We start from the raw sequence: 22,882 nt of genomic DNA, 5'->3' as shown, positions 1-22,882 counted from the left end.
CGGTGACCGAAACTCCCGATTGAAGCGACCGAAAGTCCCGATTCAACGTGGGGTCGAGGTCGCGCCGGCGAGGTGGGGGGCGCCGGACTTGGGGTTGGTGAGCGCGAACGCCCAGCCGTCGTCGGTCCGGGTGGTGCCGAAGGAGACGGTGCCGGGGAGCAGGATCGGCTTCTTGAATGCGACCGCGACCGTGGCGGCGTCGGGCAGCCTGTTCTCGATCGCGCCGACGCAGCGGGCCAGCGACCACATGCCGTGCGCGATCTGGCGGGGGAAGCCGAAGGCCTTCGCGGTCAGCGGGTAGAGATGGATCGGGTTGCGGTCGCCGGAGACACCGGCGTACCGGCGGCCGAGGTCGCCGGGCAGCTTCCAGTCGATCCCGTGGTCGGGCGCATCGGGGAACGACGTGCCGGTGCCCGGACCGTCGCCGGACCCGCGGCGCAGGAACGTCGACGTCTCCTCCCAGACCAGCTCGGCGCGCGAGTGCACGGTCGTGACCATGTCGAAGACCTGCCCCTTCGCGTGGGGGCGCAGGTCAGCCGGGCGCGCGGTGACCTGCAGCCGCTCGTCGAGGCCGATCGGCCGGTACTGGGTGATGGAGTTCTCCAGGTGCACCGTGCCGATCGCGGGGAACGGGAACGACCCGTCGGCCATGATCTCGAGGTGCAGCCCGAACGCCAGCAGATGCGGGTACGGCAGCGGCAGCACGTCCTTGCGGGGGAACCCGCACAGCGCGGCGTACGACGCCACGTGCCGTGGGTCGATCGGTGCGTCGTGGCGCACCTTCGAGACGTCGGGCAGCTCCGAGCCCGCGTTGAGCTTCGGGAGCGCGGCCTTGACGAGCAGCGGGATCATCAGGCCCCCAGCATCATCTGGCCGCAGACCCGGACCACGTTGCCGTTCACCGCGGTCGAGCCCGGGCTGGCGAACCACGCGATCGCCTCCGCGACGTCGACGGGCAGCCCGCCCTGCGCCATGGCGTTGAGCCGCTGGCCGACCTCGCGGGTCGCGAACGGCACCGCCGCGGTCATCTGCGTGATGATGAAGCCGGGTGCGACCGCGTTGATCGTGATGCCGTCCGTCAGCTCGTCGGCGAGCGAGTCGACCAGGCCGATGACACCTGCCTTCGAGGCGGCGTAGTTGGTCTGGCCGACGTTGCCGGCGATGCCCGCGATCGAGGCGACGCCGATGATCGAGCCGCCCTGGTTGACCACGCCCTGGTCGAGGAGCTCGCGGGTGATCCGCTCGGGGGCGGTGAGGTTCACGGCGATGACCGAGTCCCAGCGGTCCTCGGCCATGTTCATCAGCCGCTTGTCGCGCGTGATGCCGGCGTTGTGCACGACGACGTCCACGCCGCCGTGGTTGGTCTTCAGGTGGTGCGCGACGCGCTGCGGCGCGTCCTTGGCGGTGATGTCGAGGACGAGATGGTCGCCCTCGAGCTCACGCATGACGGCCTGCAGCTCGCTCGCCGCCTGGGCGACGTCGACGCCCACGACCGTGGCGCCGTCGCGGTGCAGCACCCGGGCGATCTGCTCGCCGATGCCGCGGCTCGCGCCGGTGACCAGCGCGACCTTGCCCTCCAGGGGCCGCGTCCAGTCCGCGACCTTGCCCGGCTTCGCGGCGCCGTGCGCGCCGATCCGCACGACCTGGCCGGAGACGTACGCCGACTTGGGGGAGAGCAGGAACGCCAGCGTGCTCGCGACCGAGCCCTCCGACCCCTCGGCGACGTACATGAGCTGGACGGTGCCGCCGCGGCCGATCTCCTTGCCGAGGCTGCGGGTGAAGCCCTCGAGCGCGCGCTGCGCGACCCGCTCACCACCGGCGACCTGCTCGGGCGGGGTGCCGAGGACCACGACGCGCGGGCAGCGGTCCAGGCTGCGCAGCAGCGGCGTGAAGAAGTCGCGCAGCTCGACGAGCTGGTCCGACGACGTCAGCCCGGTGGCGTCGAACACCAGCCCCTTGTACGTCGCATCCGCATCGGTGGACGCGACCGCGGCGATGCCGAGCGTGCCGAGGACGCCGACCAGCGAGTCGGCGAGCCGGCCGCGCCCACCGACCGCGACGGTGCCGTCGACGAGTGGCGCGCCCTCGGTGTACCGCTCGAGCCGGGCGGGCTGGGGGAGGCCGAGCATCGAGGCGACCTGCTTGCCGAGCGCGGAGGACGTGAAGCCCTGGTAGAGGTCGTTCATGGCGATGTTGTAACTCCTCGTGTAACTGAGTGTCCACATTTCGTGATGTGGCCCTCATAGCGTTTCTCCGGCGGCCTGCTCGGGCAAGGATGGCGCCATGGAGACGACTACCCGCCGCGTCGCCGTGATCGGCGGCAACCGCATTCCTTTTGCCCGCTCGAACACCGTCTATGCCGACGCGTCCAACCAGGAGATGCTCACCGCCGCGATCGACGGGCTGGCGGACCGCTTCGGGCTGCAGGGCGAGCGCCTCGGCGAGGTGGTTGCCGGCGCGGTCCTCAAGCACGCCCGTGACTTCAACCTCGCCCGCGAGGCGGTGCTGGGCTCGAAGCTCGCGCCGGAGACGCCGGCCATCGACATCCAGCAGGCGTGCGGCACGGGGCTCCAGGCCGCGATCGAGGTCGGCAACAAGATCGCGCTCGGTGCCTACGACGCCGGCATCGCGGGCGGCACCGACACCACGTCGGACGCGCCGGTCGCGATCAGCGACAAGCTGCGCAAGAAGCTGATGAAGGTCAACGCCGCACGCGACACGGCTGGAAAGGTCAAGGCGCTCGGCGCGATCCGCCCGGGCGACATCGGGCTGGAGATCCCGCGCAACAGCGAGCCGCGGACCCGGCTGTCGATGGGCGAGCACGCCGCGCTCACCGCGCTGGAGTGGCAGATCGGCCGCGAGGAGCAGGACGCACTGGCCGCCGCCTCGCACCAGCACCTCGCGGCGGCGTACGAGCGCGGCTTCCTCGACGACCAGATCACGCCGTTCCGCGGCGTGGAGCGCGACCAGAACCTGCGCGCCGACTCGACGGTGGAGAAGCTCGCCAAGCTCAAGCCGGTGTTCGGCCGCGGCGAGGCGGCGACGATGACCGCCGGCAACTCGACGCCGCTGACCGACGGGGCGTCCGTCGTGCTGCTGTCGTCGGAGGAGTGGGCCGACGAGCACGGGCTGGAGCCGTTGGCCTACCTCGTGGACAGCGAGACCGCGGCGGTCGACTACGTCCACGGCGGCGAGGGCCTGCTCATGGCGCCGGCGTACGCCGTGCCCCGGATGCTCGCCCGCCAGGGGCTCACGCTCCAGGACTTCGACTTCTACGAGATCCACGAGGCGTTCGCCTCGCAGGTGCTCGCGACGCTGAAGGCCTGGGAGGACCCGATCTTCTGCAAGGAGCGGCTCGGCCTGGACGCTCCGCTCGGCGCGATCGACCGCGCGAAGCTCAACGTCAACGGGTCGTCGCTGGCGGCGGGCCACCCCTTCGCCGCCACCGGCGGGCGGATCCTGAACGTCGCCGCGAAGCTGCTCGCCGAGAAGGGCTCCGGGCGGGCGCTGATCTCGGTGTGCGCGGCCGGTGGTCAGGGCGTGGTGGCCATGCTGGAACGATGACGAGGTGACCACACTCGACAGCAAGCTCCAGGACGTCTACGACGAGGTGCTCGGCCGCAACGCCGGCGAGCAGGAGTTCCACCAGGCCGTGCGCGAGGTGCTCGAGAGTCTCGGGCCGGTCGTCAGCAAGCACCCGGAGTACGTCGACGCCGCGGTCATCCGCCGGATCTGCGAGCCGGAGCGGCAGATCATCTTCCGGGTGCCGTGGACCGACGACGCCGGCGCGGTGCAGCTGAACCGGGGATTCCGGGTGGAGTTCAACTCCGCGCTCGGCCCGTACAAGGGCGGACTGCGGTTCCACCCGTCGGTCTACCTCGGCATCGTGAAGTTCCTCGGCTTCGAGCAGGTCTTCAAGAACTCCCTGACCGGCATGCCCATCGGTGGCGGCAAGGGCGGCTCGGACTTCGACCCGAAGGGCCGCTCCGACGCCGAGGTGATGCGGTTCTGCCAGTCGTTCATGACCGAGCTGCACCGCCACATCGGCGAGTACACCGACGTGCCGGCCGGCGACATCGGCGTGGGCGGCCGCGAGATCGGCTACCTGTTCGGGCAGTACAAGCGGATCACCAACCGCTACGAGTCCGGCGTACTGACTGGCAAGGGCCTGAGCTGGGGTGGGTCGCTGGTGCGCACCGAGGCCACGGGCTACGGCACGGTCTTCTTCGTCGACGAGATCCTCAAGACCTCGGGCGACTCCTTCGACGGCAAGAAGGTCGTCGTCTCGGGCTCCGGCAACGTCGCGATCTACGCGGTCGAGAAGGTGCACCAGCTCGGCGGCGCCGTGGTCGCGTGCTCCGACTCGGCCGGCTACGTCGTCGACGAGGACGGCATCGACCTCGAGCTGCTGAAGGACGTGAAGGAGGTGCGCCGCGCGCGGATCTCCGAGTACGCCGACGCTCGGCCGGGCGCGCGGTACGTCGAGGGCGGCAGCGTGTGGGACGTGCCGTGCGACATCGCGCTCCCGTGCGCGACCCAGAACGAGATCGACGAGCCCGAGGCGATCGCGCTGGTGAAGGGTGGCGCGAAGATCGTCGCCGAGGGCGCGAACATGCCGTGCACGCCGGTCGCGGTGCGCACGTTCGCCGACGCCGGCGTGGTCTTCGCGCCGGGCAAGGCGGCCAACGCGGGTGGTGTCGCGACCAGCGCGCTGGAGATGCAGCAGAACGCCTCACGCGACGCGTGGAGCTTCGAGCACACCGAGGAGCGGCTGGCCGAGATCATGCGCGGCATCCACCACCGCTGCCTGACCACCGCCGACGACTACGACGTGCCGGGCAACTACGTCGCGGGCGCCAACATCGCGGGCTTCATCAAGGTGGCCGACGCGATGATCGCGCTGGGTGTGATCTGACTCAGCGGGCCGCGAGCGCCAGCGCGGACGCGACGAGGTAGTCGCGCACCTGCTCGGCGGAGATGCTGCCGACGGTCGGGATGCCCGGCGCCGCCTCCTTGACCAGGATGCCGACCCGGGCGAGCTGGAGCGCGCCCAGGCCGCTGGCGTAGAGCGTGTTCGCCAGCAGCACCGGGTCGTCGACCGAGAACGCACCCTGCTCGATCCCGTCCTCGAGCACCTCGACCAGCACCGCGAGGCAGGACGAGATCGCCCGGCCGAGCCGGAAGACCGCGCCCTCGGACATCTCGTCGAGCAGCTCGGGGCCGGTACGCCGCATCAGGGTCTGCGCGCAGTCGACGAACGCCGGGTGCGCCACGCCGTACTCGACGAACGCGCCGACCAGCGCAGTGAGCCGGTCCTGCGGCTTCCGCTTCGTGCCGGCCGCGTCGGTCAGCGCCTCGCGGAGCTCGTCGAGGTAGCCGACGAGGGTGAGCGCGAAGAGCTCCTCCTTGCCGGTGAAGTGCCGGTAGACGATCGCCCGGTTGATGCCGACCGCCTTCGCGATGTCCTCGATCTGCGCGTCGCGCACCCCGCGCTGGTCGAACAGCGCCCGGGTGGCGTCGAGGATCTCCTGCTCGCGGGCCCGGCGCCGGGCGGCGGCCGCGGTGCGCCTGCCGTCGGTCTGGGGTGTGGCGGTCATGGCGTCATCGTAGAGAGGCGCAACACGCAGTTGCACAGGTGTGACGAATGTCAGACGGTGACGCGGTAGCCGGCCGCGCTGAGACCCGTGGCGCCGGCGTGCTCGAAGATCGCGATGTCGCCGGCGAAGCCCACGAGGGTGCCCGACCGCACCTGGCCGAGGGTGCGCGTCACCTCGCCGGTGCGCGGGTCGACGAGCCGCAGGACCGCGTCGGGCCAGGGGGCCTCCGGCGTGTTCGAGGCGTAGGGGTCGGTGCCGCTGTAGGTGTAGTCGACGCGGACCAGGCCGAGGTCAGACCTGGCGAACGTCGACGTCTCGTAGCCGACGTCGCCGCCCTCGACCCAGGCGGACGTATCGCCGTACGTCCACAGCTGCTCGGAGCTGGCCTCGTCCTGCGCCTGGGTGACGGGGATCGTGACCTGCTCCCCGGTGGGCAGGTCGACGATGCGCTCGTTCGCGGACCAGGTGACGCCGTCGACGCCCTCGGTCTTCGTCCACATGGAGTCGCGGCACGCGGCGTCGCGGGTGAGCGTGCCGTCGTCGACGGCGAAACAGATCGGCCGGCCCTTCGGAGTGTCGTGGCCGAGGTAGATCCGGGTCGCGGACATTCCGAGCACCTCGCTCCCGATCGACCGGCGCGTCCACAGGAACGACGCCGTGGCCGGGTCGACGACGCCGATCCGGTGGCCGGTGATGCGCGGCCGGCCCTCGACGATCTCCCAGCCTGCCGGCGCGACCGCCACGAAGAGGTCGGTGCCCGGGATCGACTCGACGGTGCCGGGCATCCCGGACAGGGGAGCCATGGACACGACCTCGCCGGTCCCGGCGTCCCCGATGCCGTAGTCGAGGGCGACGTTCGGCGTGGGATTGGTGGTGCCGGGCGAGCTGTCCATCGACCCGGCGCCGATGAAGTAGCCCTGCGACACGGCGTCGACCCCACCCGTGCCGTTCGGCGGGACGAGGAGGTCCGCGGTCCACAGCGCCTCGAGGTCCGTCACCTCGGCGGCTTCGGTGGCCTCGCTGGCCGGTGCGGGCTCGGGCTCGGCGGCGTCCGACGAGCACCCCACGAGCGGCAGCGCCAGCAACGTGGCCAGCAGTCCGCCCGTGAGCGTGTTCACCCCAAGAACCCCTTCACCGTCTCGATCGTGTCGATCTCCGACACCGGCTTGTCGTCGCGGTAGCGAACCACGCGGGCGAAGCGCAGCGCCACACCTCCGGGGTAGCGGGTCGAGCGCTGCACGCCGTCGAACGCGATCTCGACGACCTGCTCGGGACGCACGGTCACGACCCAGCCGTTGTCGTCGACCGCGAGCTCCTGGAACCGCTCGGTCTGCCAGGCGAGCATCTCGTCGGTCATCCCCTTGAACGTCTTGCCGAGCATCACGAAGCCTCCGTCGGGGTCACGGGCACCGAGATGGATGTTCGACAGCCAGCCCTTGCGGCGGCCGGAGCCCCACTCGACGCCGAGCACGACGAGGTCGAGGGTGTGCACGGGCTTGACCTTCACCCACGAGGCGCCGCGGCGGCCGGCGTCGTACGGCGCACCCAGCGCCTTGACGACCACGCCCTCGTGGCCGGCGCGCAGCACCTGCGCCGCGAACTCCTCGGCCGCGGCGACGTCGTCGGTCACCAGGCGCGGCACGCGGTGTGCCTCGGGCACCAGCCGCTCCAGGGCGGCCGCGCGCTCGGAGGCGGGCGCGTCGAGGAGGTCGGTGCCGTCGAGGTGCAGCACGTCGAAGAAGTACGGCGTGACGACCACCCCCTCGGCCATCGCCGTGCGGGACGCGGTCTCCTGGAACGGTCGCGGGCGGCCGTCCTCGGTGAGCGCGAGCGCCTCGCCGTCGAGGACGAACGACTCGGCCGGGAGCGACAGCGCGACCGCGACCACCTCGGGCAGCCGAGCGGTGATGTCCTCCAGCGACCGGGTGGCGACGAGCACCTCGGAGCCCTGGCGGTGCACCTGGATGCGGATGCCGTCGAGCTTGGTGTCGACCGCGACCTCGCCGCCGACCTTGGCCAGCGCGGCCGCGATGTCGGGAGCGCTGGAGGCGAGCATCGGCAGCACCGGACGACCGACCTGCAGGCCGAACGCGCCCAGCGCGTCCACGCCCTCGAACGCCGCGCGCGCGACCGCGACCGTCGACCCGGCGAGCATCGCGGCCCGGCGCACGTCGGCGAGCGGCACGTCGGCCGCGACCGCCAGCGCCTCCTGTACGAGCGAGTCGAGCGCGCCCTGGCGCACCGCGCCGGTCACCACGCCACGCAGCCACGTCTGCTCGTCGGCGGTCGCCCTCCCGAACAGGTCCGCGACCGCGAGGGCCCGCGCCGACTGCGACCCGGCGCCGGCCAGCGCCGACAGCCGCTCGAACGCCTCGTGCACCTCCGCCACCGACAGCGTCGACGACGCGGCCGGGTCGGGCAGCGTGGCGAGCCCGCGCCAGCCCAGCCCGGTGCGGCGCTGGCGCAGCGCGCCGCCGACGTACGCCGTCACGGTCTCGACCTCGTCGGGCGCGGCGCGCGCGAGCAGCGCCGCGATCGCCGCGACCTTCTCCTTGCGGGAGCGGGTGGCGGCGACGGCTCCTGAGGTGGCGACCACGTCCGCGAGCAGCACCTGACCATTCAAGCCGACGCCGCCGACACTACGGTGGCGCCATGGATGCACGGCGCTGGGCGCTCGGTCTCGAGCGCGCATGGGACGAACGCCGACGCCGCCGGCGCGCGCTGTTCCGGCCGAAGAACTTCCGGATCGAGACCTACCTCGGGTACGGCGGCCCGGCGGGCGTGGTCGTCGGGGGCCGCGTGCTCGACAACCCGCCGCCGCCGGAGGCGGTGGACGGCGAGGGCGTGGGCGCCGCGATCCGGCGTACCGTCGGCCACTTCCTCACCGACGACCTGCCCGGCGTCCCCCTGCGGGTCACGGTGGGCGCCATCTCGATCGAGACGGTCAGCGACGACGACGGCTACTGGCTGGTCCAGTTCGTGCCGGGCGAGGTCACCGGGCCGTGGCTCGAGGGCACCGTCGAGCTCGCGGGGGAGTACCGCCGGCTCACCGATCCGCACACCACCCCGCTCCGGATCCTGGTCCCCGGCCCGGACGCGCGCTTCGGCATCGTGTCCGACATCGACGACACGATCCTGCAGACCGGCGTGCAACGCGTCGGCCAGATGATCCAGACCACGCTCACCGGCTCGGAGCTGACGCGGACGCCGTTCCCGGGCGCCCCGGAGCTCTACCGCGACCTCGCCGCCGGCGTGAACCCGGTCTTCTACGTCTCCTCCAGCCCCTGGAACCTCTACTCGTTCCTCCAGGGCTTCCTCCGCCACCGCGACTTCCCGACCGGCCCGGTGCTGCTGCGCGACCTGATCGGCACCGACGCGGGCCGGGCGCGCAAGCACGAGCGGATCGAGAGCGTCCTCGACCTCAACCCCGGCCTGCCGTTCGTGCTGCTCGGCGACTCCGGCGAGCACGACCCGCAGATCTACGCCGACATGGTGAAGGCGCATCCCGACCGGTTCCTCGCGGTCTACATCCGCGAGGTGCGCCTCGACCCCGGCGACGGCCGCGTCGAGCAGGTCAGGGACGCCTGGGACTCCGAGGTGCCGTTCGTGCTCGCCGCCGACAGCGACGCCGTACGACGCCACGCCGAGTCGATCGGGCTCCTGTGAGCGGCTCGGCACATCCCAGGCTGCTCCTCGCTGTGGACGCTCCCTCGCTGCTCCACCGCAACCACCACGCGCGCGCCGAGTCCGGCCTGCTCGACCGCGGCGGCCGGCCGGCCTGGGCGCTGCACGGGATGCTGCGCCAGATCCTGGAGGCGATCGACCAGTTCGCGCCGGACGCCGTGCTGTTCGGCATCGACGACCGCTCTCAGTCGGTTCGCGAGACGGCGTACCCGCTCTACAAGGCCGGCCGCGCCGAGAAGGACCCCGCGCTCGTCGACCAGCTCGAGCGCGCCGCGGACCTGCTCGACGCGCTCGGGATGCTCACGGTCACCCCGCCCGGGTACGAGGCCGACGACGTCAACGCGTCCGCGGCGACGTGGGCCGAGGAGCACGGCTGGAACTGCGTGCTGGTGACGTCGGACCGGGACGCGTTCGCGCACATCAGCGAGCGGACCAAGGTGCTGCGGCTGATCACCGGGGGCATCAACGGGTCACCGCTGCTCGGCCCGGCGGCGCTGCGGGCGATGTACGGCGTCGCCGCGGAGAACTACCTGGAGTTCGCCGCGCTCCGCGGTGACCCGAGCGACAACCTGCCGGGCGTGCCGGGCATCGGCGAGAAGATCGCGCCGTTCCTGCTGTCGGAGATGGGCTCGATGCGCGCCGTGTGGGCCGACATCGACCACTGCGGCGGCGCGACGCTGGTCGCGACGATCGACTCGTACTGCGAGGAGGTCGGCCGGCCGCGCGTCGGCGCCGCTGTCCTCAAGAAGCTGGCGACACCGGAGGCGCGCGAGCGCTTCGAGTTCAACCTGTCGATCATGGCCGGGCGCACCGACCTCGACCTCGGCCTGCGCCCCGACGTGCCCGGCAGCCCCGGCCTGCTGCCGCTGGACGCGGAGCGGGTGCTGCGGGTGGTCGGCTACCTCGGCGTCCCGTCGACGACCGACCTCGCGCTGCGGGTGCTCACCGAGCCGCCCGCCGCGGCGACCTGACGCCGGTCGATCAGCGCCCGCACCTCGGGGTCTCGCGCCAGGGCCTGCCGCGCGCGGTGCAGGCGCACCCGCGCCGTCCCGGGGCGTACGCCGAGCGCGGTGGCGAGCTCGGCGGGCGTCAGCCTCTCCCACTCGACGAGCCGCAGCACCTCGCGCTCGCCGGGGGAGAGGCGAGCCATCGCGGCCGCCATGACCGCGGTCGCGGGGTCGTCGGCGAGCGCGGGCTCCTGGGGCTGCTGCGCCAGCTCGGCGGCCGCCCGGCCCTCCTGCGCCCGGTGCCGCTGGCCGGCCTGCAGGACCTTGGCGGCGGCGCCGAAGAGCCAGGCGCGGCGCAGCAGCGTGGCGGGCAGGTCGGCGCGGCGCCGCCAGGCGACGGCGTACACCTCGGCGGCGTCGTTCTCCGGGTCGGCGGAGCCGCGCCGGCGCAGGTAGCCCACGAGGTCGCGCACCGTCGACCGGTAGAGCTGCTCGAACTCGGGCTCGGTCAGGGGCCGTCCCATCTCACTGCCCCCGGAACGTGGCCGGCACCGCTTGGGGCAGGTCGGGCACCAGCGCCGGGACGCAGCGGGTGAACTCGACGAACGGCCGGCCCATCGCCCGCAGGTCCGTGCCGTGCGCGGCCTCGACGATCCGCGGGAGAAAGCCGAAGGGGGTGTTGTCGTAGAAGGTGACCGTCCTGCGCTCGCCGTTCTCGAGCTCGACGACCTCCGACTCGGCACGCCCGATCGTCTGCTCGGCGTCGACGTCGGTGATCGCCGGCCATTCCCGAGACGCCTCCAGCATCGCGATCGCCTCGGCCCGCCCGGTCGCGTCGCCGGAGGTGGTGGCGGCGGCCCAGGCGTTCGCCCACGAGCAGAGCGCTGCCCGCGCGGCCTCGGCCCGCATGCCGCCGGTGATGTGGACGATGCGCCAGTCCCGGTCGCCGCGCGCCTGGGCGATCTCCATGCTGCGGACGTCGCGGCGGGCGAAGAACAGCTGGTCGGCGACCGCGATCTCGCGGGCCTCGTCCGAGGCGAACGGGATGTCGGCGATCTCCTCGCGGAGGACCTGCTCGTAGTCGCTGCCGCGCGGATCGATCTTCTCGCCGGGGCCGCCGAGCCGGATGCTCTCCGGGTCGGTCTGGACCTCGCCGGTCCGTGCGCTGAACAGGTCGGCGGCGGCCACTCCGGACAGCCCCAGCACGACCGCGGCGACGCCGGCGCCGACGGCGATCCGCCGACCCCGCCGACGGCGCGGCGGCGCGGCGGCGAGCTCCGGGGCGACCCGGTTCCAGACCCGGTCGACCTCGGCATCGGTCGTCTCCGGGACGGGCGGTGCGGTCCGGGCCACGAGGTGGGAGTGGTCCTCGGTCCACGGGGGCGTCGGCATGGTTCCTCCAGCGTTCGACGGGTGCCTGCACAGACACATGTCGAGGCGTTACAGGGTCGCAGCGTGCCGGAGCCGCTCGGCCAGCCGCCCCAGGGCCTCGCGCACCTCGTCGCCGACCTCGACCCGGAACGACGCCGGCAGCATCGCGAGCTGGATGGCGTACGCCGGGGCGTTGCGGGTCGACCCGATGAGGCGGGTCGTCGACGCGTCCACGGCCTCCAGCCGTCCCATGGTGCGCGGGATCGCCGCCGCGACCCGGTCGAGCGGGGCGTCGACGACCACCTCCACGTCGTACTGCCAGCCGGCGCCGAGGTTCTCCTCCAGCACCGCCACCGCGTCGAGGTCGGCGGGCGGCTCGAACGTCCCGGGCAGCACCTCGACCGAGGTCACCCGGTCGATCCGGTAGGTGCGCACCGCGTCGGCCTCGAGCGAGCGGCACAGCAGGTACCAGCGGCCGTAGCGCACCACCACCGCCCACGGCTCGGCCTCGAGCAGCCGGTCGTTGCCCTTCTCGGTGCGGTAGCCCATCCGGACGAGTCGCTGCGCCGCGCACGCCTCCACGAGCGCGACGGTGGTGGCCGGGTCGGGTCGCGCGGGGTCGCGGCTGGGCACCGGTGCGGCGGTCCGGCGTACCGCCTCTGCCTGCGCGGCCACGGACCGGGGCAGCGCGCCGAGGAGCTTGCCGAGCGCGCGCCCGACCGGGCCGTCGGGGTCGGCCGCGTCGTGCTGCCCGTCGAGGGCAGCCATCACCAGACCGAGCGCCTCGTCGGAGCCGAAGCGCAGCGGGGGCGGACGCACGCCGCGGCCGAGCCGGTAGCCGCCGTCGGGCCCGCGCACCGACTCGACCGGGATGTCGGCCTCGCGCAGGATCTCGACGTACCTCCGGGCCGCGCGGGAGGTCACGCCGAGCCGGGCGCCGAGCCGCTCGGCGGTGATGCCCGGCGAGTCCTGGAGCGCCTCGAGGGCGAGCAGCGCGCGGGAGGTCGGACTGGATTCGGGCATGTCGGCGTCCTAAGCGGAAGTGGATCGTCCACATTGGATCCTACGGTGGTCCCATGACCACTCTCGAGAACCGCCCGCACACCGCCCTCACCGTGATCGACGTCCAGGCCGGCGTCGTCGCCGACGCCCACGAGCGCGACCAGGTCGTGGCCAACATCGCGAGCCTCGTCGACAAGGCCCGCTCCGCCGGGACGCCGGTGGTCTGGGTGCTGCACAACCACCCGGAGCACCTGCCGCGCGAGAGCGACGGCTGGCAGCTCGTGCCGGAGCTCGCCATCGGCGAGGGCGAGCCGATCGTCGACAAGCAGTACGGCGACTCGTTCGAGGACACCGACCTCGAGGACGTGCTGGCCGGGCTGGGCGTCGGCCGGCTCGTGGTCAGCGGCGCGCAGAGCGACGCGTGCATCCGGTCGACCCTGCACGGCGCGCTCGTCCGCGGCTACGACACGACGCTGGTGTCCGACGCGCACACCACCGAGGACCTGAGCGCGTACGGCGCGCCCTCGCCCGACCTGGTGGTGGCGCACACCAACCTCTACTGGTCCTTCACGAAGGCGCCCGGGCGCGAGACCGGCCTGGTGCCGACGGCCGAGGTCGACTTCACCAGCCAGGCGGCAGCGTCGTGAAGTCCGGCTCGCGGCCCTCGGCGAACGCGGTGAGCGCCTCGATGTTCGCCGGGCCACCCATCAGCTCGGCGAACGCCGCGTTCTCGCGCTGACGGGCCTCGGCGATCTTGGCCCGCAGCGGCTCGGTCATCGTCCGCTTCACCGCGACCAGCGACGAGATCGGCCGTGCGGCCAGGACCTCGGCGTGCCGGCGCGCCTCGGGCAGCAGGTCGTCGGGCTCGCAGACCCGCCAGACCAGGCCCATCTCCAGCGCCTCGGCCGCCGAGATCCACTCGGCCGACAGCAGCACCCACGCGGCGTCCTGGCGACCGAGCAGCCGGGGGAGCAGGTACGACGACGCCGCCTCGGGGGCCACGCCCAGGCTGGTGAACGGGCACTTCAGGCGCGCGGTGCTAGCCATGAAGGCGAGGTCGGCGAAGCCGAGGATCGTGGTCCCGATGCCGAGGCCGACGCCGTTGACCGCGCAGACCAGCGGCTTCGGGAAGTCGACGAGCGCGTCGACCAGCCCGACGAAGCCGTGCTCGCCGCGCACGAACTCCGGGTCGGTCGCGATCTTGTGCATCTCGAGCAGGTCGGTGCCGGCGCTGAACCCGCGCCCGTTGCCGGTGATCAGCACGACGGCGACCGCCGGGTCGTCGGCCGCGGCGCGCAGGGCCTCGGTCGTCGCGTCGTACAGCTCCTCGTTGAAGGCGTTGAGCGCCTCCGGACGGTCGAGCGTGATGGTCCGGACCCGCGCGCGGTCCTCGATCTGCAGCACCATGCCTCCGAGACTAGAACACGTTCCAGTGTCGGCGGCCCCGGTTAGGGTCGAGGCGTGGACGACGGACGGGTGCGGGACTGGCGACCCGGCTGGCCGTGTCCCGTCGGCCCGATCCTGCGCGTCCATCGGCGCGGGGGCGGCGACCCGACGTACCAGCTCGTCGGCGACACGCACTGGCGCGGCATCCGCACTCCCGTCGGTCCCGCGACGCTCGCCGTCGAGGCCCGCCGCGCCGACGGCACCGTCCACGCGCGGGCGTGGGGTCCCGGCGCGGAGTGGGTGCTGGACTCGGTGCCGGCGCTGCTCGGCGCCGAGGACGACCTGACCGGCTTCGAGCCGCGCCACCCGGTCGTCGAGGAGGCGATGCGCCACCACGGCGGCTGGCGGCTCGGCCGCAGCGGCCTGGTGATGGAGTCGCTGGTGCCCGCGATCATCGAGCAGAAGGTGACCGGGCAAGAGGCGTTCGCGGGGTTCCGGATGCTCGTGCACCGGTACGGCGAGCGCGCCCCCGGGCCGGGCGCCGAGATGGGCCTCTGGGTGCAGCCGGACGCCGAGACCGTCCGACGGGTCCCGTCGTGGGAGTGGCTGCGGATGCACGTCGACCCGGCCCGGTCCCGCGCGGTCGTGACCGCCGCCCGGGTCGCGGAGTCGCTCGAGCGCACCGTCGGGCTGCCCGGAGATGAGGTGGAGCGTCGGTTGACCTCGCTCCCCGGGATCGGCGTGTGGACCGCCGCCGAGGTGCGCCAGCGCGCCCACGGCGACCCGGACGCCGTGTCCTTCGGTGACTACCACGTCGCCCACCAGGTCGGCTGGGCCGTGGCGGGCCGCGACTTCGACGACGCCGAGATGGCGGAGTTCCTCGAGCCGTGGCGGCCGCACCGGGGTCGGGCGGTGACCCTGCTGCTGCTCGGTGGTCAGCGGCGCCCGCGGCGCGGAGCGCGGATGGCGCCGCGCACGCACCTGCCGGCGCGGGTCACTCGTCGCTGACTCACTCGTCCGTGATGGCGGGCATCGGCGCGTGCGCGACCTCGGCTGCGCGCAGGTCCGGGTCGAGGGCGAGTCCCCGGAGCGCGTCGAGCGGCACGGTCCACCGCGCGGCGGTGAGACGGTCCGCGGGCGCGTACTCCGCCGCGTCGACCGCCATCCCGTCGGGCGTGCTGAGACTGACGACCCGCACCCACGACGCCTCGCCCGGCGGCAGGGCGGCCACCTCCTCCAGCGTGAGCATCCGCGGCGCGTCGGTCCCGATCCCCGACCGCAGCGCGACGGTGGTCATCAGCAGCGACCCGTCCTCGAGCGTCCGCACGGTGCACGACTTCGCCAGCCGCTGCTCGAGCTGGTGACGACAGGAGTCGGCGAAGTCGTACGTCGCCAGGTCCTCGGGGGCGAAGCCGCCGACCGAGAGGTTCAGCTGGGTCGGCCCGCTCGCGGGCCGGTAGGACAGCAGGTAGTGCTGGGCGTCCGGAGCGCCGGCCTCCACCGGGTCGCCGAGAACGGTGTTCACCGACCACTGCGGCTCCCCGAGCTCCCCGACGTACGCCCCGAAGCCGGCCCCGGCGACGGACTCCATCACCTCGGTGACTGGCGGCGGCTCCTCGGTGGTCGTGGCGGGCGCGGCACCGTCGCGGACCGTCGTGGGTACGCCGGCGCCGAGGGCGACGACCGCCGCCACGGCGAGCGCGGCGGCGCCGCCGGCCACGAGCCCGCGGCGGGCGGTCTGCCGGCGCGCCGTGCGGATCACGTCCGCGCTGGTCCGGGTGAGTGCGGGCTCGTCGGTCAGGTGCTCGCGCAGGAGCGTCGTGACGTCGGGGTCGTTCATGGCTGGCCTCCGGTCAGGGTCGGGATGTGCTGTCGGAGCGTGGCGATCGCCTTCGAGGTGTGGCTCTTGACCGTCCCCTCGGCAATGCCGAGGGCCTCGGCGGTCTCCGCCACCGAGCGGTCGTCGACGAAGCGCAGCGCGACCACCGCCCGCTGCTGGACGGGCAGGGCGGCGAGGGCCGCCGCGAGGTCGAGGGGGACCACCGGCTCGGGCGCCGGCCGGTCCGGCACCGACTCCACGACGACGTCGCGGCGCCGGCGGCCGAGATGGGTGAGCGACTCGTTGACGACCGCTCGTCGCGCGTAGGCCTCCAGGCCGCCGCGCTCGATGCGCGGCCAGGCGCGGTAGATCTTCACGAACGCGCGCTGGGTGACGTCCTCGGCGGCGTGCCAGTCGCGGGTGACGACGTACGCGACCCGCCGCAGCGCGAGCGCGCGAGCGGCGTAGAACTCCGAGAAGGCTGCGTCCCGCTCTCCGCGCTGCATGCCTCTCATACTCGGCGTTCCCGCCGCGGCGTTCACTCGATCCAGGAATCTATTGATTTTCGATAGGTTTGTGTCGATACTCGATGCGTGAACTTCGACCGCACCGCCGTCCTCGCCCTCCGGGTGTTCCTCGTCCTGCTGTTCGGGCTCCTCGTCTTCCTCCAGGTGGTCTCGCTGCCCGGGCAGTTCGCCCACCTGGCCGAGGAGGACCCGGACGACGCGTGGCTGCGCTGGCCGGCCACGGTCGTCACCGTCTTCTGGGTGCTGTGCGCCCAGGTCGTCCTCGTCGCCATCTGGCGGCTGCTCACGATGGTGCAGCGCGACCGGATCTTCAGCGAGGCCTCGTTCACGTGGGTCGACGCGATCATCGGCGCGATCGGTGCGGGCTGGGCCGTGCTGCTGGTCGTGTTCCTGCTCGTCGGGTTCAACGCCGACGACCCGGGGCTGCCGCTGCTGCTCTGCCTGCTGCTGGGCGCGGTCACCGTGGTCGGGCTGGTCGTGGTGGTGATGCGGGCGCTGCTGCGCCAGGCGACCGCGCTGCGGACCGACCTGGACGGGGTCATCTGATGCCGATCGTGGTGCGCATCGACGTGCAGCTCGCCCGGCGCAAGCTCAGCGTGGGGGAGTTCGCCGAGCAGGTCGGCCTCACCCCGGCCAACGTCGCCGTGCTCAAGAACGGGCGGGCCAAGGCGGTGCGGTTCAGCACCCTCGAGGCGATGTGCCGGGTGCTCGACTGCCAGCCGGGCGACCTGCTCGAGTGGGTGGAGGAGTAGCCGTCAGAGCAGCGGGCGCAGCGGAGCGAGGATCATCTCGGTGAACTTCCGGTGCAGGTCCCGGGCCTCCCACTCGCTCCGGGTGAGCTCGAGGCAGTTGCCCTCGTCGGTCAGGTAGATCTCCTCGAGGTTCGCCGCGAACGCCTCGTCGATCACCTCGACGTTGATCTCGTAGTTGCCCTGCAGGCTGAGCCGGTCGACGTTCGCGGTCCCGACCGTCGACCAGGTGCCGTCGATCGTCGAGGTCTTCGCGTGCACCATCGCTTCCTTGTAGCGGAAGATCCGGACGCCGGACTCGAGCAGCTGCGAGAAGTACCCGCGCGAGATCCAGTCCGCGACGATGTGGTTGGACTTCAGCGGCACCAGCAGCCGCACGTCGACACCGCGCTGCGCGGCGTCCTTGATCGCGTCGACGAAGTCCTGGTCCGGACAGAAGTAGGCGTGCGTCATCCAGACGTTCGTCGACGCCCGGTTGATCGCCTCGATGTACATCGAGCGGATCGGGAACATCCACAGCCGCGGCACGTTGCGGTGGATCCGGATCCGCGGCTCCCAGGTCGACGCCGTCTCCAGCAGCAACGGGCGCTCACTGGCGCCGAACCGCCGGCGCCGGTTGAGGTTCCAGAAGTCCGCGAAGGCCCGCTTGAGGTCCCAGACGCCGGGCCCGGTGATCTGGACGTGGGTGTCGCGCCACTCGGTCGCGTACGGCGTGCCGATGTTGTAGCCGCCCACGAAGCCGACGCTGTCGTCCACGACCAGGATCTTGCGGTGGTCGCGGCCGTAGCGGCTCAGGTCGAAGAACCGCAGTCCCGCCGGGTAGACCGGGAAGCGCAGCACCTTCATGGTCGCGGGGAACCGCTTGAACCGCGGGGACACCACGAGGTTCGCGAACCCGTCGTAGATGCAGTAGACCTCGACGCCCCGGTCCGCCGCGGCCGCGAGCGCGGCCTTGAACCGCTCGCCGACCTCGTCGCCCTTCCAGATGTAGGTCTCGAAGAGGATCTGGCGCTGCGCGCCCTCGATCGCGGCGAGCATCGCGTCGTACAGGTCCTGGCCGAACGTGTACGTCGTCAGCGTGCCGTCGCCCACGGGCACCTCGCGCGGCTCGGTGACCGGGAACGGCTTCGGCTTCTTGCCGCGGCGGCGGTAGGAGTCGACCAACGACATCCCGATCGCCAGCGCGAGCTGCAGGCCGAAGATCGCCAGCAGCGTGCGGCGGACCGCCCGCAGCACCCGGCTCGCGGGCGACAGGGGCTGGTGGCTCACGGGGTCAATCTAGCGAGCACGACAGCGGGGCTCCCGCCGGGCGGCGGTTGCCCCGCTGTCGGTGCCGCTCAGGCGCGGACGGCCGTGACGTACGAGACGACGCCGAACTTGCCGCCGTCGGCGGAGCCCTGGTCGTCGGCGTACCCGAAGCCGAGCACGCGCACCACGGTCGTCGAGGCGAACTCGACGACCCGGGTGGTCGAGCAGGTGGTCTCGCGGTTGGCGAGCTGGCTCGTCGCGCCGGTGAAGCAGGTGCCGACGTCCTCGCCGGCCACGGTCCGCAGCGCCAGCTGGAGCCGGGTCTTGCCGGACACGGCGACCTGGGAGCCGAAGAACGCGTTGCCGGTGAGGACGTAGGTGCCGGCGGGCAGCGTGAGCGTGCCGAGCTCGGTCGCGCGGGTGCTGAACGTGCCGCCGATCTGGTTGATGAGCGCGGGGTCGGTCGTCAGGTAGCCCGCCACGGTGCCCGCCACGTCGGAGGCCGGGTCGCCGGCAGGCCCCTGCGGGCCCTGCGGACCCTGGGCGCCGGGAATGCCCTGCGGGCCGGGGGCGCCGTCGGCACCCTGGAGGCCGCGCACGCCCTCGGCGCCTGCGGCGCCGGACTCGCCGGCGGGACCCTGCGGCCCGGTGTCGCCCTTCGGGCCGCGCTTGCCGTCGTCGCCCTTCTCGCCCTTGACGCCCTTGAGGACGCCGTTCTTGAGCTCGGACTCGCCGACGCTGCCGCCGGCCAGCTGCTGGGCGGTGATCGAGTTGTCCTCGATGTCGCTGCCGCTGATCATCTTCGCCGCGGTCGCGGTCCCCATGCCGCCGGCCGCGAACAGCGCTCCGGCGAGAACCACCGCGGCGCCGGTCTTCATGTGTCGCTTGATCATGTCGTGTGCCCCCCAAGGCTTCGAGCCCGCGAGGTGCGGGCTCGTCGGGCCCGCATCCGTGCGGGTCCGTCGTGCGGCCGGACGCTATCGGTGCTGTGAGCACGGCCCTGAGGCCCTTCGGGCAACCTCCGCCGTTCCTGGTGGATCCCTTGCGGTTCCCTTGAGGAAGCGTGTGGGTTTCGCCCGGATCTCGGCTCGGGAGGCACTGTCGGTGGCCCCCTCTACGCTGGACACATGCGTCCAGTCACCGATCTCGAGCGCCGGGTGGCGCCCTTCAAGGTCGTCTCCGACTACCAGCCCTCCGGCGACCAGCCGACCGCGATCGCGGAGATCGCCAAGCGCCTCGAGGGAGGCGTCAAGGACGTCGTGCTGCTCGGCGCCACCGGCACCGGCAAGACCGCGACCGTGGCGTGGGTCGCCGAGCAGGTGCAGCGGCCGATGCTGGTGCTCCAGCCCAACAAGACGCTGGCGGCGCAGTTCGCCAACGAGCTGCGCCAGCTGTTCCCCGACAACGCGGTCGAGTACTTCGTCTCCTACTACGACTACTACCAGCCCGAGGCGTACGTCCCGCAGACCGACACCTACATCGAGAAGGACTCCTCGATCAACGAGGAGGTCGAGCGGCTGCGGCACTCCGCGACCAACTCGCTGCTGACCCGCCGCGACGTGATCGTGGTCAGCACCGTCTCCTGCATCTACGGCCTCGGCACCCCGCAGGAGTACGTCGACCGGATGGTCCGGCTCAAGGTGGGGGAGGAGCACGACCGCGACTCGATCCTGCGCCGCCTGGTCGAGATCCAGTACACCCGCAACGACATGACGTTCACCCGGGGCACGTTCCGGGTGCGCGGCGACACCCTCGAGATCTTCCCGGTCTACGAGGAGCACGCGGTGCGCATCGAGTTCTTCGGCGACGAGATCGAGCGGCTGATGACGCTGCACCCGGTCACCGGTGAGGTGGTCACCGAGGACAAGGAGCTCTACGTCTTCCCGGCCACCCACTACGTCGCCGGCCCGGAGCGGATGGAGCGCGCGATCCGGGGGATCGAGCTCGAGCTCGAGGACCGGCTCGCGACGTTCGAGCGGCAGGGCAAGCTGCTCGAGGCCCAGCGGCTGCGGATGCGCACGACGTACGACGTCGAGATGATGCGCCAGGTCGGCTCCTGCGCCGGCATCGAGAACTACTCGATGCACATGGACGGCCGCACCCACGGCTCCGCGCCCAACTGCCTGCTCGACTACTTCCCCGAGGACTACGTCGTCGTCATCGACGAGTCGCACGTGACCGTGCCGCAGATCGGCGGGATGTACGAAGGCGACATGTCGCGCAAGCGCAACCTGGTCGACCACGGCTTCCGGCTGCCGAGCGCGATGGACAACCGGCCGCTGCGCTGGGAGGAGTTCCTCGACCGGATCGGGCAGACCGTCTACCTCTCCGCCACGCCGGGCAACTACGAGCTCGACAAGGTCACCCCTCCCGGGGGTGTGCCGGACACCGTGGAGCAGATCATCCGGCCGACGGGCCTGGTCGACCCCGAGGTGGTCATCAAGCCGACCAAGGGCCAGATCGACGACCTCATCCACGAGATCCGCACCCGCGCCGAGAAGGACGAGCGGGTCCTGGTCACCACGCTGACCAAGAAGATGTCCGAGGACCTCACCGACTACCTCCTCGACGCCGGCATCCGCACCCGCTACCTGCACTCCGAGGTCGACACGCTGCGCCGCATCGAGCTGCTCCGCGAGCTGCGGATGGGGGAGTACGACGTCCTCGTCGGCATCAACCTGCTCCGTGAGGGTCTCGACCTGCCGGAGGTCTCGCTGGTGTCGATCCTGGACGCCGACAAGGAGGGCTTCCTGCGCTCGGACAAGTCGCTGATCCAGACGATCGGTCGCGCGGCCCGCAACGTGTCGGGCCAGGTGCACATGTACGCCGACAAGATCACGCCGTCGATGGAGAAGGCGATCGAGGAGACCAACCGGCGCCGCGCCAAGCAGGTCGCCTACAACACCGCCGCCGGGGTCGACCCGCAGCCGCTGCGGAAGAAGATCGCGGACATCACCGAGATGCTCGCCCGCGAGGACGAGTCGACCCAGGAGCTGCTCGCGACCTGGCAGCACCAGGACCCGAAGAACCGCAAGGCCCCGGTCCCGGCCCTGTCCCGGATGGCCGGCGGCGAGGCCGGCAAGCACGCCCAGGGCCTGGCGGGCCTGCCCAGCGCGGAGCTCGCCCAGCTGATCCAGGAGCTCACCGACCAGATGAAGGGAGCCGCGGCGGAGCTGCACTTCGAGGTGGCCGCGCGGCTGCGTGACGAGATCGGCGACCTGAAGAAGGAGCTGCGACAGATGATGGAGGCTGGTGCACGATGACTCCGACGAACGGGACCACCGTCAAGCAGGTGCAGGTGACGTTCGACTGTGCGGACCCGCGCGCGCTCTCCCTGTTCTGGAACGACGTGCTGGGCTACCAGTTCCCGCCACCGCCGCCGGGCTTCGACTCCTGGGACGCCTTCTCCGAGACGCTGCCCGAGGCACACCGCAACAGCGCCTCGGCGTCGGAGGACCCGGCCGGGGTCGGTCCGCGGCTGTTCTTCCAGCGGGTGCCCGAGGGCAAGACGGTGAAGAACCGCGTGCACCTCGACGTCCGCGCGGCTCCCGGCCTCCAGGGCGACGAGCGGATGGCCGCGCTCGAGGAGGAGTGCGAGCGCCTGGTCGCCCTCGGCGCCACCCGGGTGGAGCGCCACGAGCCCGCGCCCCCGATGGCCGGCGGGCACATCATCATGCAGGATCCCGAGGGCAACGAGTTCTGCCTCGACTGAGCGCAGGCCTCAGTAGCCTGCCCGCGTGAGCGACCTCGACCAGCACTTCGTCAGCGTCCGCGGCTACGACATCGACGTCGAGCACCTCAGCTACGCCACGATCGTCGTGATGGCCGAGCTCGGTGTGTACGGCGGCTGGCACAGCCTGTCGTACGCCGCGGGTGCGTTGATCGTGCTCGCTCCCGTGCTGGCGATCGCGATCGCCCACGCGTTCTCCCAGGTGCTCCACGCGCACGCCACCCATGCCCGACGGCTGACCCGCGAGGAGTGGCGGTTCGCGGTGTGGCGGCAGGGGCACGTCGTGCTGGCCGCGGCGCCGGCGCTGATCATCCTGGCGCTCGGCCGGATGACGCCGATGGGGATGTCCCACGTGCGGGCGCTGGTGCTGGTCACCGGCACCGTCACCCTGATCGGCATGGCTGCTCTCGCCAGCCGGCGGGCCGGCTACCGCGGCGGCCCCTGGCTGCTGGCGTCGGCGACCGGCGGGGTGATCGGGCTGCTGGTGATCTCGGTGCAGGTGTTCTTGAAGTCGAAATGACCCGCCAGCCGGGTCAGTGCTTCTCGGGCAGCACGCAGAACTCGTTCCCCTCCGGGTCCGCGAGCACCGTCCAGCGCTCCCGCTCGGCCACCACGGTGGGTGGCAGGTGTCAGCCAGACGTCGGCGTGCCCCTCGGGCCCGCGCAGCAGCACCGACTCGTCGTCCTCCAAGGTGCCCTCGGCGATGGCCCGGGCGTCCTCCTCGAGGATCGGGATCCCGGTCACCAGGCTCCAGAACGGGGCAAGCACAGCCGGGTCGGCACAGTGGATGACCACGGACGAGAGGCGGGGCATGCTCCGAGC

Annotated in this window: 25 protein-coding genes; 11 read left to right on the top strand and 14 right to left on the bottom strand. The window is 72.2% G+C overall.

The features are described 5' to 3' along the window. Positions 1 to 42: 42 nt before the first annotated feature. Positions 43 to 852 (bottom strand): MaoC family dehydratase, encoded by an 810-nt coding sequence (locus ABD875_RS03955; protein WP_345171423.1) that lies wholly within the window; start codon positions 850 to 852, stop codon positions 43 to 45. After that, the gene (locus tag ABD875_RS03950) at positions 852 to 2,186 is read right to left on the bottom strand and encodes a 3-oxoacyl-ACP reductase (protein WP_345171421.1); all 1,335 of its coding nucleotides are present in this window, start codon (positions 2,184 to 2,186) and stop codon (positions 852 to 854) included. Before ABD875_RS03950 ends, ABD875_RS03955 begins: the two co-directional genes overlap by 1 nt. A gap of 97 nt (positions 2,187 to 2,283) precedes the next feature. Between ABD875_RS03950 and ABD875_RS03945 the strand changes: the two genes are divergently transcribed. Continuing rightward, positions 2,284 to 3,564: an acetyl-CoA C-acetyltransferase gene (locus tag ABD875_RS03945; protein ID WP_345171419.1), complete on the top strand. Its 1,281-nt coding sequence runs from the start codon at positions 2,284 to 2,286 to the stop codon at positions 3,562 to 3,564. Between the two features lie 4 nt (positions 3,565 to 3,568). Next, complete coding sequence (gdhA, locus tag ABD875_RS03940) at positions 3,569 to 4,915, top strand: NADP-specific glutamate dehydrogenase (protein ID WP_345171417.1); 1,347 nt, start codon at positions 3,569 to 3,571, stop codon at positions 4,913 to 4,915. 1 nt (position 4,916) lies between these two features. Here the strand turns inward: gdhA and ABD875_RS03935 are convergent, their stop codons facing one another. Genes ABD875_RS03935 through ABD875_RS03925 form a run of 3 tightly spaced genes read right to left on the bottom strand, consistent with a single transcriptional unit; the run spans position 4,917 to position 8,208 of the window. After that, positions 4,917 to 5,597, bottom strand: a complete 681-nt coding sequence (locus ABD875_RS03935; protein WP_345171415.1) for a TetR/AcrR family transcriptional regulator — start codon at positions 5,595 to 5,597, stop codon at positions 4,917 to 4,919. A 50-nt stretch (positions 5,598 to 5,647) separates the two neighbouring features. Next, on the bottom strand, positions 5,648 to 6,715 hold the full coding sequence (locus ABD875_RS03930) for a hypothetical protein (RefSeq protein ID WP_345171413.1): 1,068 nt from the start codon (positions 6,713 to 6,715) through the stop codon (positions 5,648 to 5,650). Beyond that, positions 6,712 to 8,208, bottom strand: a complete 1,497-nt coding sequence (locus tag ABD875_RS03925) for an ATP-dependent DNA ligase (protein WP_345171411.1) — start codon at positions 8,206 to 8,208, stop codon at positions 6,712 to 6,714. Before ABD875_RS03925 ends, ABD875_RS03930 begins: the two co-directional genes overlap by 4 nt. A 41-nt stretch (positions 8,209 to 8,249) precedes the next feature. Between ABD875_RS03925 and ABD875_RS03920 the strand changes: the two genes are divergently transcribed. Next, positions 8,250 to 9,263 carry a phosphatase domain-containing protein gene (locus ABD875_RS03920; protein ID WP_345171409.1) on the top strand — a complete coding sequence of 338 codons (1,014 nt, stop codon included), beginning with the start codon at positions 8,250 to 8,252 and terminating at the stop codon, positions 9,261 to 9,263. A 32-nt stretch (positions 9,264 to 9,295) separates the two neighbouring features. Then, positions 9,296 to 10,252 carry a 5'-3' exonuclease H3TH domain-containing protein gene (locus ABD875_RS03915; protein ID WP_345171407.1) on the top strand — a complete coding sequence of 319 codons (957 nt, stop codon included), beginning with the start codon at positions 9,296 to 9,298 and terminating at the stop codon, positions 10,250 to 10,252. Here the strand turns inward: ABD875_RS03915 and ABD875_RS03910 are convergent. Genes ABD875_RS03910 through ABD875_RS03900 form a run of 3 tightly spaced genes read right to left on the bottom strand, consistent with a single transcriptional unit; the run spans position 10,180 to position 12,622 of the window. Beyond that, a complete protein-coding gene (locus tag ABD875_RS03910) occupies positions 10,180 to 10,752 on the bottom strand; it encodes an RNA polymerase sigma factor (RefSeq protein ID WP_345171406.1) in 573 nt (190 codons plus the stop codon). The genes ABD875_RS03915 and ABD875_RS03910 overlap by 73 nt on opposite strands. A gap of 1 nt (position 10,753) precedes the next feature. Further along, positions 10,754 to 11,620, bottom strand: coding sequence for a hypothetical protein (locus tag ABD875_RS03905; RefSeq protein WP_345171404.1), 867 nt, complete (start codon positions 11,618 to 11,620; stop codon positions 10,754 to 10,756). Positions 11,621 to 11,668: 48 nt separating this feature from the next. Then, the gene (locus ABD875_RS03900; RefSeq protein WP_345171402.1) at positions 11,669 to 12,622 is read right to left on the bottom strand and encodes a helix-turn-helix transcriptional regulator; all 954 of its coding nucleotides are present in this window, start codon (positions 12,620 to 12,622) and stop codon (positions 11,669 to 11,671) included. Between the two features lie 53 nt (positions 12,623 to 12,675). Here ABD875_RS03900 and ABD875_RS03895 point away from each other — a divergent pair, with 53 nt between their 5' ends. Then, positions 12,676 to 13,248, top strand: a complete 573-nt coding sequence (locus ABD875_RS03895) for an isochorismatase family protein (RefSeq protein WP_345171400.1) — start codon at positions 12,676 to 12,678, stop codon at positions 13,246 to 13,248. On the opposite strand, the gene ABD875_RS03890 is transcribed toward ABD875_RS03895, so the two are convergent. Then, the gene (locus ABD875_RS03890; RefSeq protein ID WP_345171398.1) at positions 13,223 to 14,008 is read right to left on the bottom strand and encodes an enoyl-CoA hydratase/isomerase family protein; all 786 of its coding nucleotides are present in this window, start codon (positions 14,006 to 14,008) and stop codon (positions 13,223 to 13,225) included. The genes ABD875_RS03895 and ABD875_RS03890 overlap by 26 nt on opposite strands. 54 nt (positions 14,009 to 14,062) lie before the next feature. On the opposite strand from ABD875_RS03890, the gene ABD875_RS03885 reads away from it, so the two are divergent. Then, complete coding sequence (locus tag ABD875_RS03885; protein ID WP_345171396.1) at positions 14,063 to 14,995, top strand: DNA-3-methyladenine glycosylase family protein; 933 nt, start codon at positions 14,063 to 14,065, stop codon at positions 14,993 to 14,995. A gap of 1 nt (position 14,996) precedes the next feature. On the opposite strand, the gene ABD875_RS03880 is transcribed toward ABD875_RS03885, so the two are convergent. Together ABD875_RS03880 and ABD875_RS03875 are read right to left on the bottom strand one after the other, a co-directional pair. Then, complete coding sequence (locus ABD875_RS03880) at positions 14,997 to 15,827, bottom strand: hypothetical protein (protein WP_345171394.1); 831 nt, start codon at positions 15,825 to 15,827, stop codon at positions 14,997 to 14,999. Then, complete coding sequence (locus tag ABD875_RS03875) at positions 15,824 to 16,312, bottom strand: SigE family RNA polymerase sigma factor (RefSeq protein WP_345171392.1); 489 nt, start codon at positions 16,310 to 16,312, stop codon at positions 15,824 to 15,826. The genes ABD875_RS03880 and ABD875_RS03875 overlap by 4 nt, the downstream gene beginning before the upstream one ends. An 87-nt stretch (positions 16,313 to 16,399) precedes the next feature. Here ABD875_RS03875 and ABD875_RS03870 point away from each other — a divergent pair, with 87 nt between their 5' ends. Together ABD875_RS03870 and ABD875_RS03865 are read left to right on the top strand one after the other, a co-directional pair. After that, the gene (locus tag ABD875_RS03870) at positions 16,400 to 16,879 is read left to right on the top strand and encodes a DUF2975 domain-containing protein (RefSeq protein WP_345171390.1); all 480 of its coding nucleotides are present in this window, start codon (positions 16,400 to 16,402) and stop codon (positions 16,877 to 16,879) included. Continuing rightward, a complete protein-coding gene (locus ABD875_RS03865; protein ID WP_345171388.1) occupies positions 16,879 to 17,085 on the top strand; it encodes a helix-turn-helix domain-containing protein in 207 nt (68 codons plus the stop codon). The genes ABD875_RS03870 and ABD875_RS03865 overlap by 1 nt, the downstream gene beginning before the upstream one ends. Before the next feature lie 3 nt (positions 17,086 to 17,088). On the opposite strand, the gene ABD875_RS03860 is transcribed toward ABD875_RS03865, so the two are convergent. Together ABD875_RS03860 and ABD875_RS03855 are read right to left on the bottom strand one after the other, a co-directional pair. Then, positions 17,089 to 18,351 (bottom strand): phospholipase D-like domain-containing protein, encoded by a 1,263-nt coding sequence (locus ABD875_RS03860; protein ID WP_345171386.1) that lies wholly within the window; start codon positions 18,349 to 18,351, stop codon positions 17,089 to 17,091. A gap of 68 nt (positions 18,352 to 18,419) precedes the next feature. Next, the gene (locus ABD875_RS03855; RefSeq protein WP_345171384.1) at positions 18,420 to 19,223 is read right to left on the bottom strand and encodes a hypothetical protein; all 804 of its coding nucleotides are present in this window, start codon (positions 19,221 to 19,223) and stop codon (positions 18,420 to 18,422) included. Positions 19,224 to 19,457: 234 nt separating this feature from the next. Between ABD875_RS03855 and uvrB the strand changes: the two genes are divergently transcribed. The 3 genes from uvrB to ABD875_RS03840 are packed head-to-tail and all read left to right on the top strand — an operon-like array spanning position 19,458 to position 22,580. Further along, positions 19,458 to 21,593 carry an excinuclease ABC subunit UvrB gene (gene uvrB / locus ABD875_RS03850; protein ID WP_345171382.1) on the top strand — a complete coding sequence of 712 codons (2,136 nt, stop codon included), beginning with the start codon at positions 19,458 to 19,460 and terminating at the stop codon, positions 21,591 to 21,593. Next, positions 21,590 to 22,042, top strand: a complete 453-nt coding sequence (locus ABD875_RS03845) for a VOC family protein (RefSeq protein ID WP_345171380.1) — start codon at positions 21,590 to 21,592, stop codon at positions 22,040 to 22,042. Before uvrB ends, ABD875_RS03845 begins: the two co-directional genes overlap by 4 nt. Positions 22,043 to 22,067: 25 nt before the next feature. After that, positions 22,068 to 22,580 carry a hypothetical protein gene (locus ABD875_RS03840; RefSeq protein WP_345171378.1) on the top strand — a complete coding sequence of 171 codons (513 nt, stop codon included), beginning with the start codon at positions 22,068 to 22,070 and terminating at the stop codon, positions 22,578 to 22,580. Here ABD875_RS03840 and ABD875_RS03835 read toward each other — a convergent pair. Beyond that, a complete protein-coding gene (locus ABD875_RS03835) occupies positions 22,487 to 22,873 on the bottom strand; it encodes a hypothetical protein (RefSeq protein ID WP_345171376.1) in 387 nt (128 codons plus the stop codon). The two genes, ABD875_RS03840 and ABD875_RS03835, sit on opposite strands and share 94 nt — an antisense overlap. Positions 22,874 to 22,882: the final 9 nt, after the last annotated feature.

Source organism: Nocardioides caricicola (assembly GCF_039541135.1).
Taxonomy (GTDB): domain Bacteria; phylum Actinomycetota; class Actinomycetes; order Propionibacteriales; family Nocardioidaceae; genus Nocardioides; species Nocardioides caricicola.
The sequence above is the reverse complement of the archived record's forward strand: the minus strand, read 5'-3'. Positions and strand labels throughout refer to the sequence as shown.

Bases quoted from the DNA above. Each gene is read 5' to 3' on its own strand.
- ABD875_RS03835 (WP_345171376.1), bottom strand. From the start codon at position 22,873: ATGCCCCGCCTCTCGTCCGTGGTCATCCACTGTGCCGACCCGGCTGTG.
- ABD875_RS03950 (WP_345171421.1), bottom strand. From the start codon at position 2,186: ATGAACGACCTCTACCAGGGCTTCACGTCCTCCGCGCTCGGCAAGCAG.
- ABD875_RS03920 (WP_345171409.1), top strand. From the start codon at position 8,250: ATGGATGCACGGCGCTGGGCGCTCGGTCTCGAGCGCGCATGGGACGAA.
- ABD875_RS03855 (WP_345171384.1), bottom strand. From the start codon at position 19,223: ATGATCAAGCGACACATGAAGACCGGCGCCGCGGTGGTTCTCGCCGGA.
- ABD875_RS03900 (WP_345171402.1), bottom strand. From the start codon at position 12,622: ATGCCCGAATCCAGTCCGACCTCCCGCGCGCTGCTCGCCCTCGAGGCG.
- ABD875_RS03880 (WP_345171394.1), bottom strand. From the start codon at position 15,827: ATGAACGACCCCGACGTCACGACGCTCCTGCGCGAGCACCTGACCGAC.
- ABD875_RS03895 (WP_345171400.1), top strand. From the start codon at position 12,676: ATGACCACTCTCGAGAACCGCCCGCACACCGCCCTCACCGTGATCGAC.
- ABD875_RS03890 (WP_345171398.1), bottom strand. From the start codon at position 14,008: ATGGTGCTGCAGATCGAGGACCGCGCGCGGGTCCGGACCATCACGCTC.
- ABD875_RS03935 (WP_345171415.1), bottom strand. From the start codon at position 5,597: ATGACCGCCACACCCCAGACCGACGGCAGGCGCACCGCGGCCGCCGCC.
- ABD875_RS03945 (WP_345171419.1), top strand. From the start codon at position 2,284: ATGGAGACGACTACCCGCCGCGTCGCCGTGATCGGCGGCAACCGCATT.
- ABD875_RS03875 (WP_345171392.1), bottom strand. From the start codon at position 16,312: ATGCAGCGCGGAGAGCGGGACGCAGCCTTCTCGGAGTTCTACGCCGCT.
- ABD875_RS03910 (WP_345171406.1), bottom strand. From the start codon at position 10,752: ATGGGACGGCCCCTGACCGAGCCCGAGTTCGAGCAGCTCTACCGGTCG.
- ABD875_RS03865 (WP_345171388.1), top strand. From the start codon at position 16,879: ATGCCGATCGTGGTGCGCATCGACGTGCAGCTCGCCCGGCGCAAGCTC.
- ABD875_RS03955 (WP_345171423.1), bottom strand. From the start codon at position 852: ATGATCCCGCTGCTCGTCAAGGCCGCGCTCCCGAAGCTCAACGCGGGC.
- ABD875_RS03845 (WP_345171380.1), top strand. From the start codon at position 21,590: ATGACTCCGACGAACGGGACCACCGTCAAGCAGGTGCAGGTGACGTTC.
- ABD875_RS03905 (WP_345171404.1), bottom strand. From the start codon at position 11,620: ATGCCGACGCCCCCGTGGACCGAGGACCACTCCCACCTCGTGGCCCGG.
- uvrB (WP_345171382.1), top strand. From the start codon at position 19,458: ATGCGTCCAGTCACCGATCTCGAGCGCCGGGTGGCGCCCTTCAAGGTC.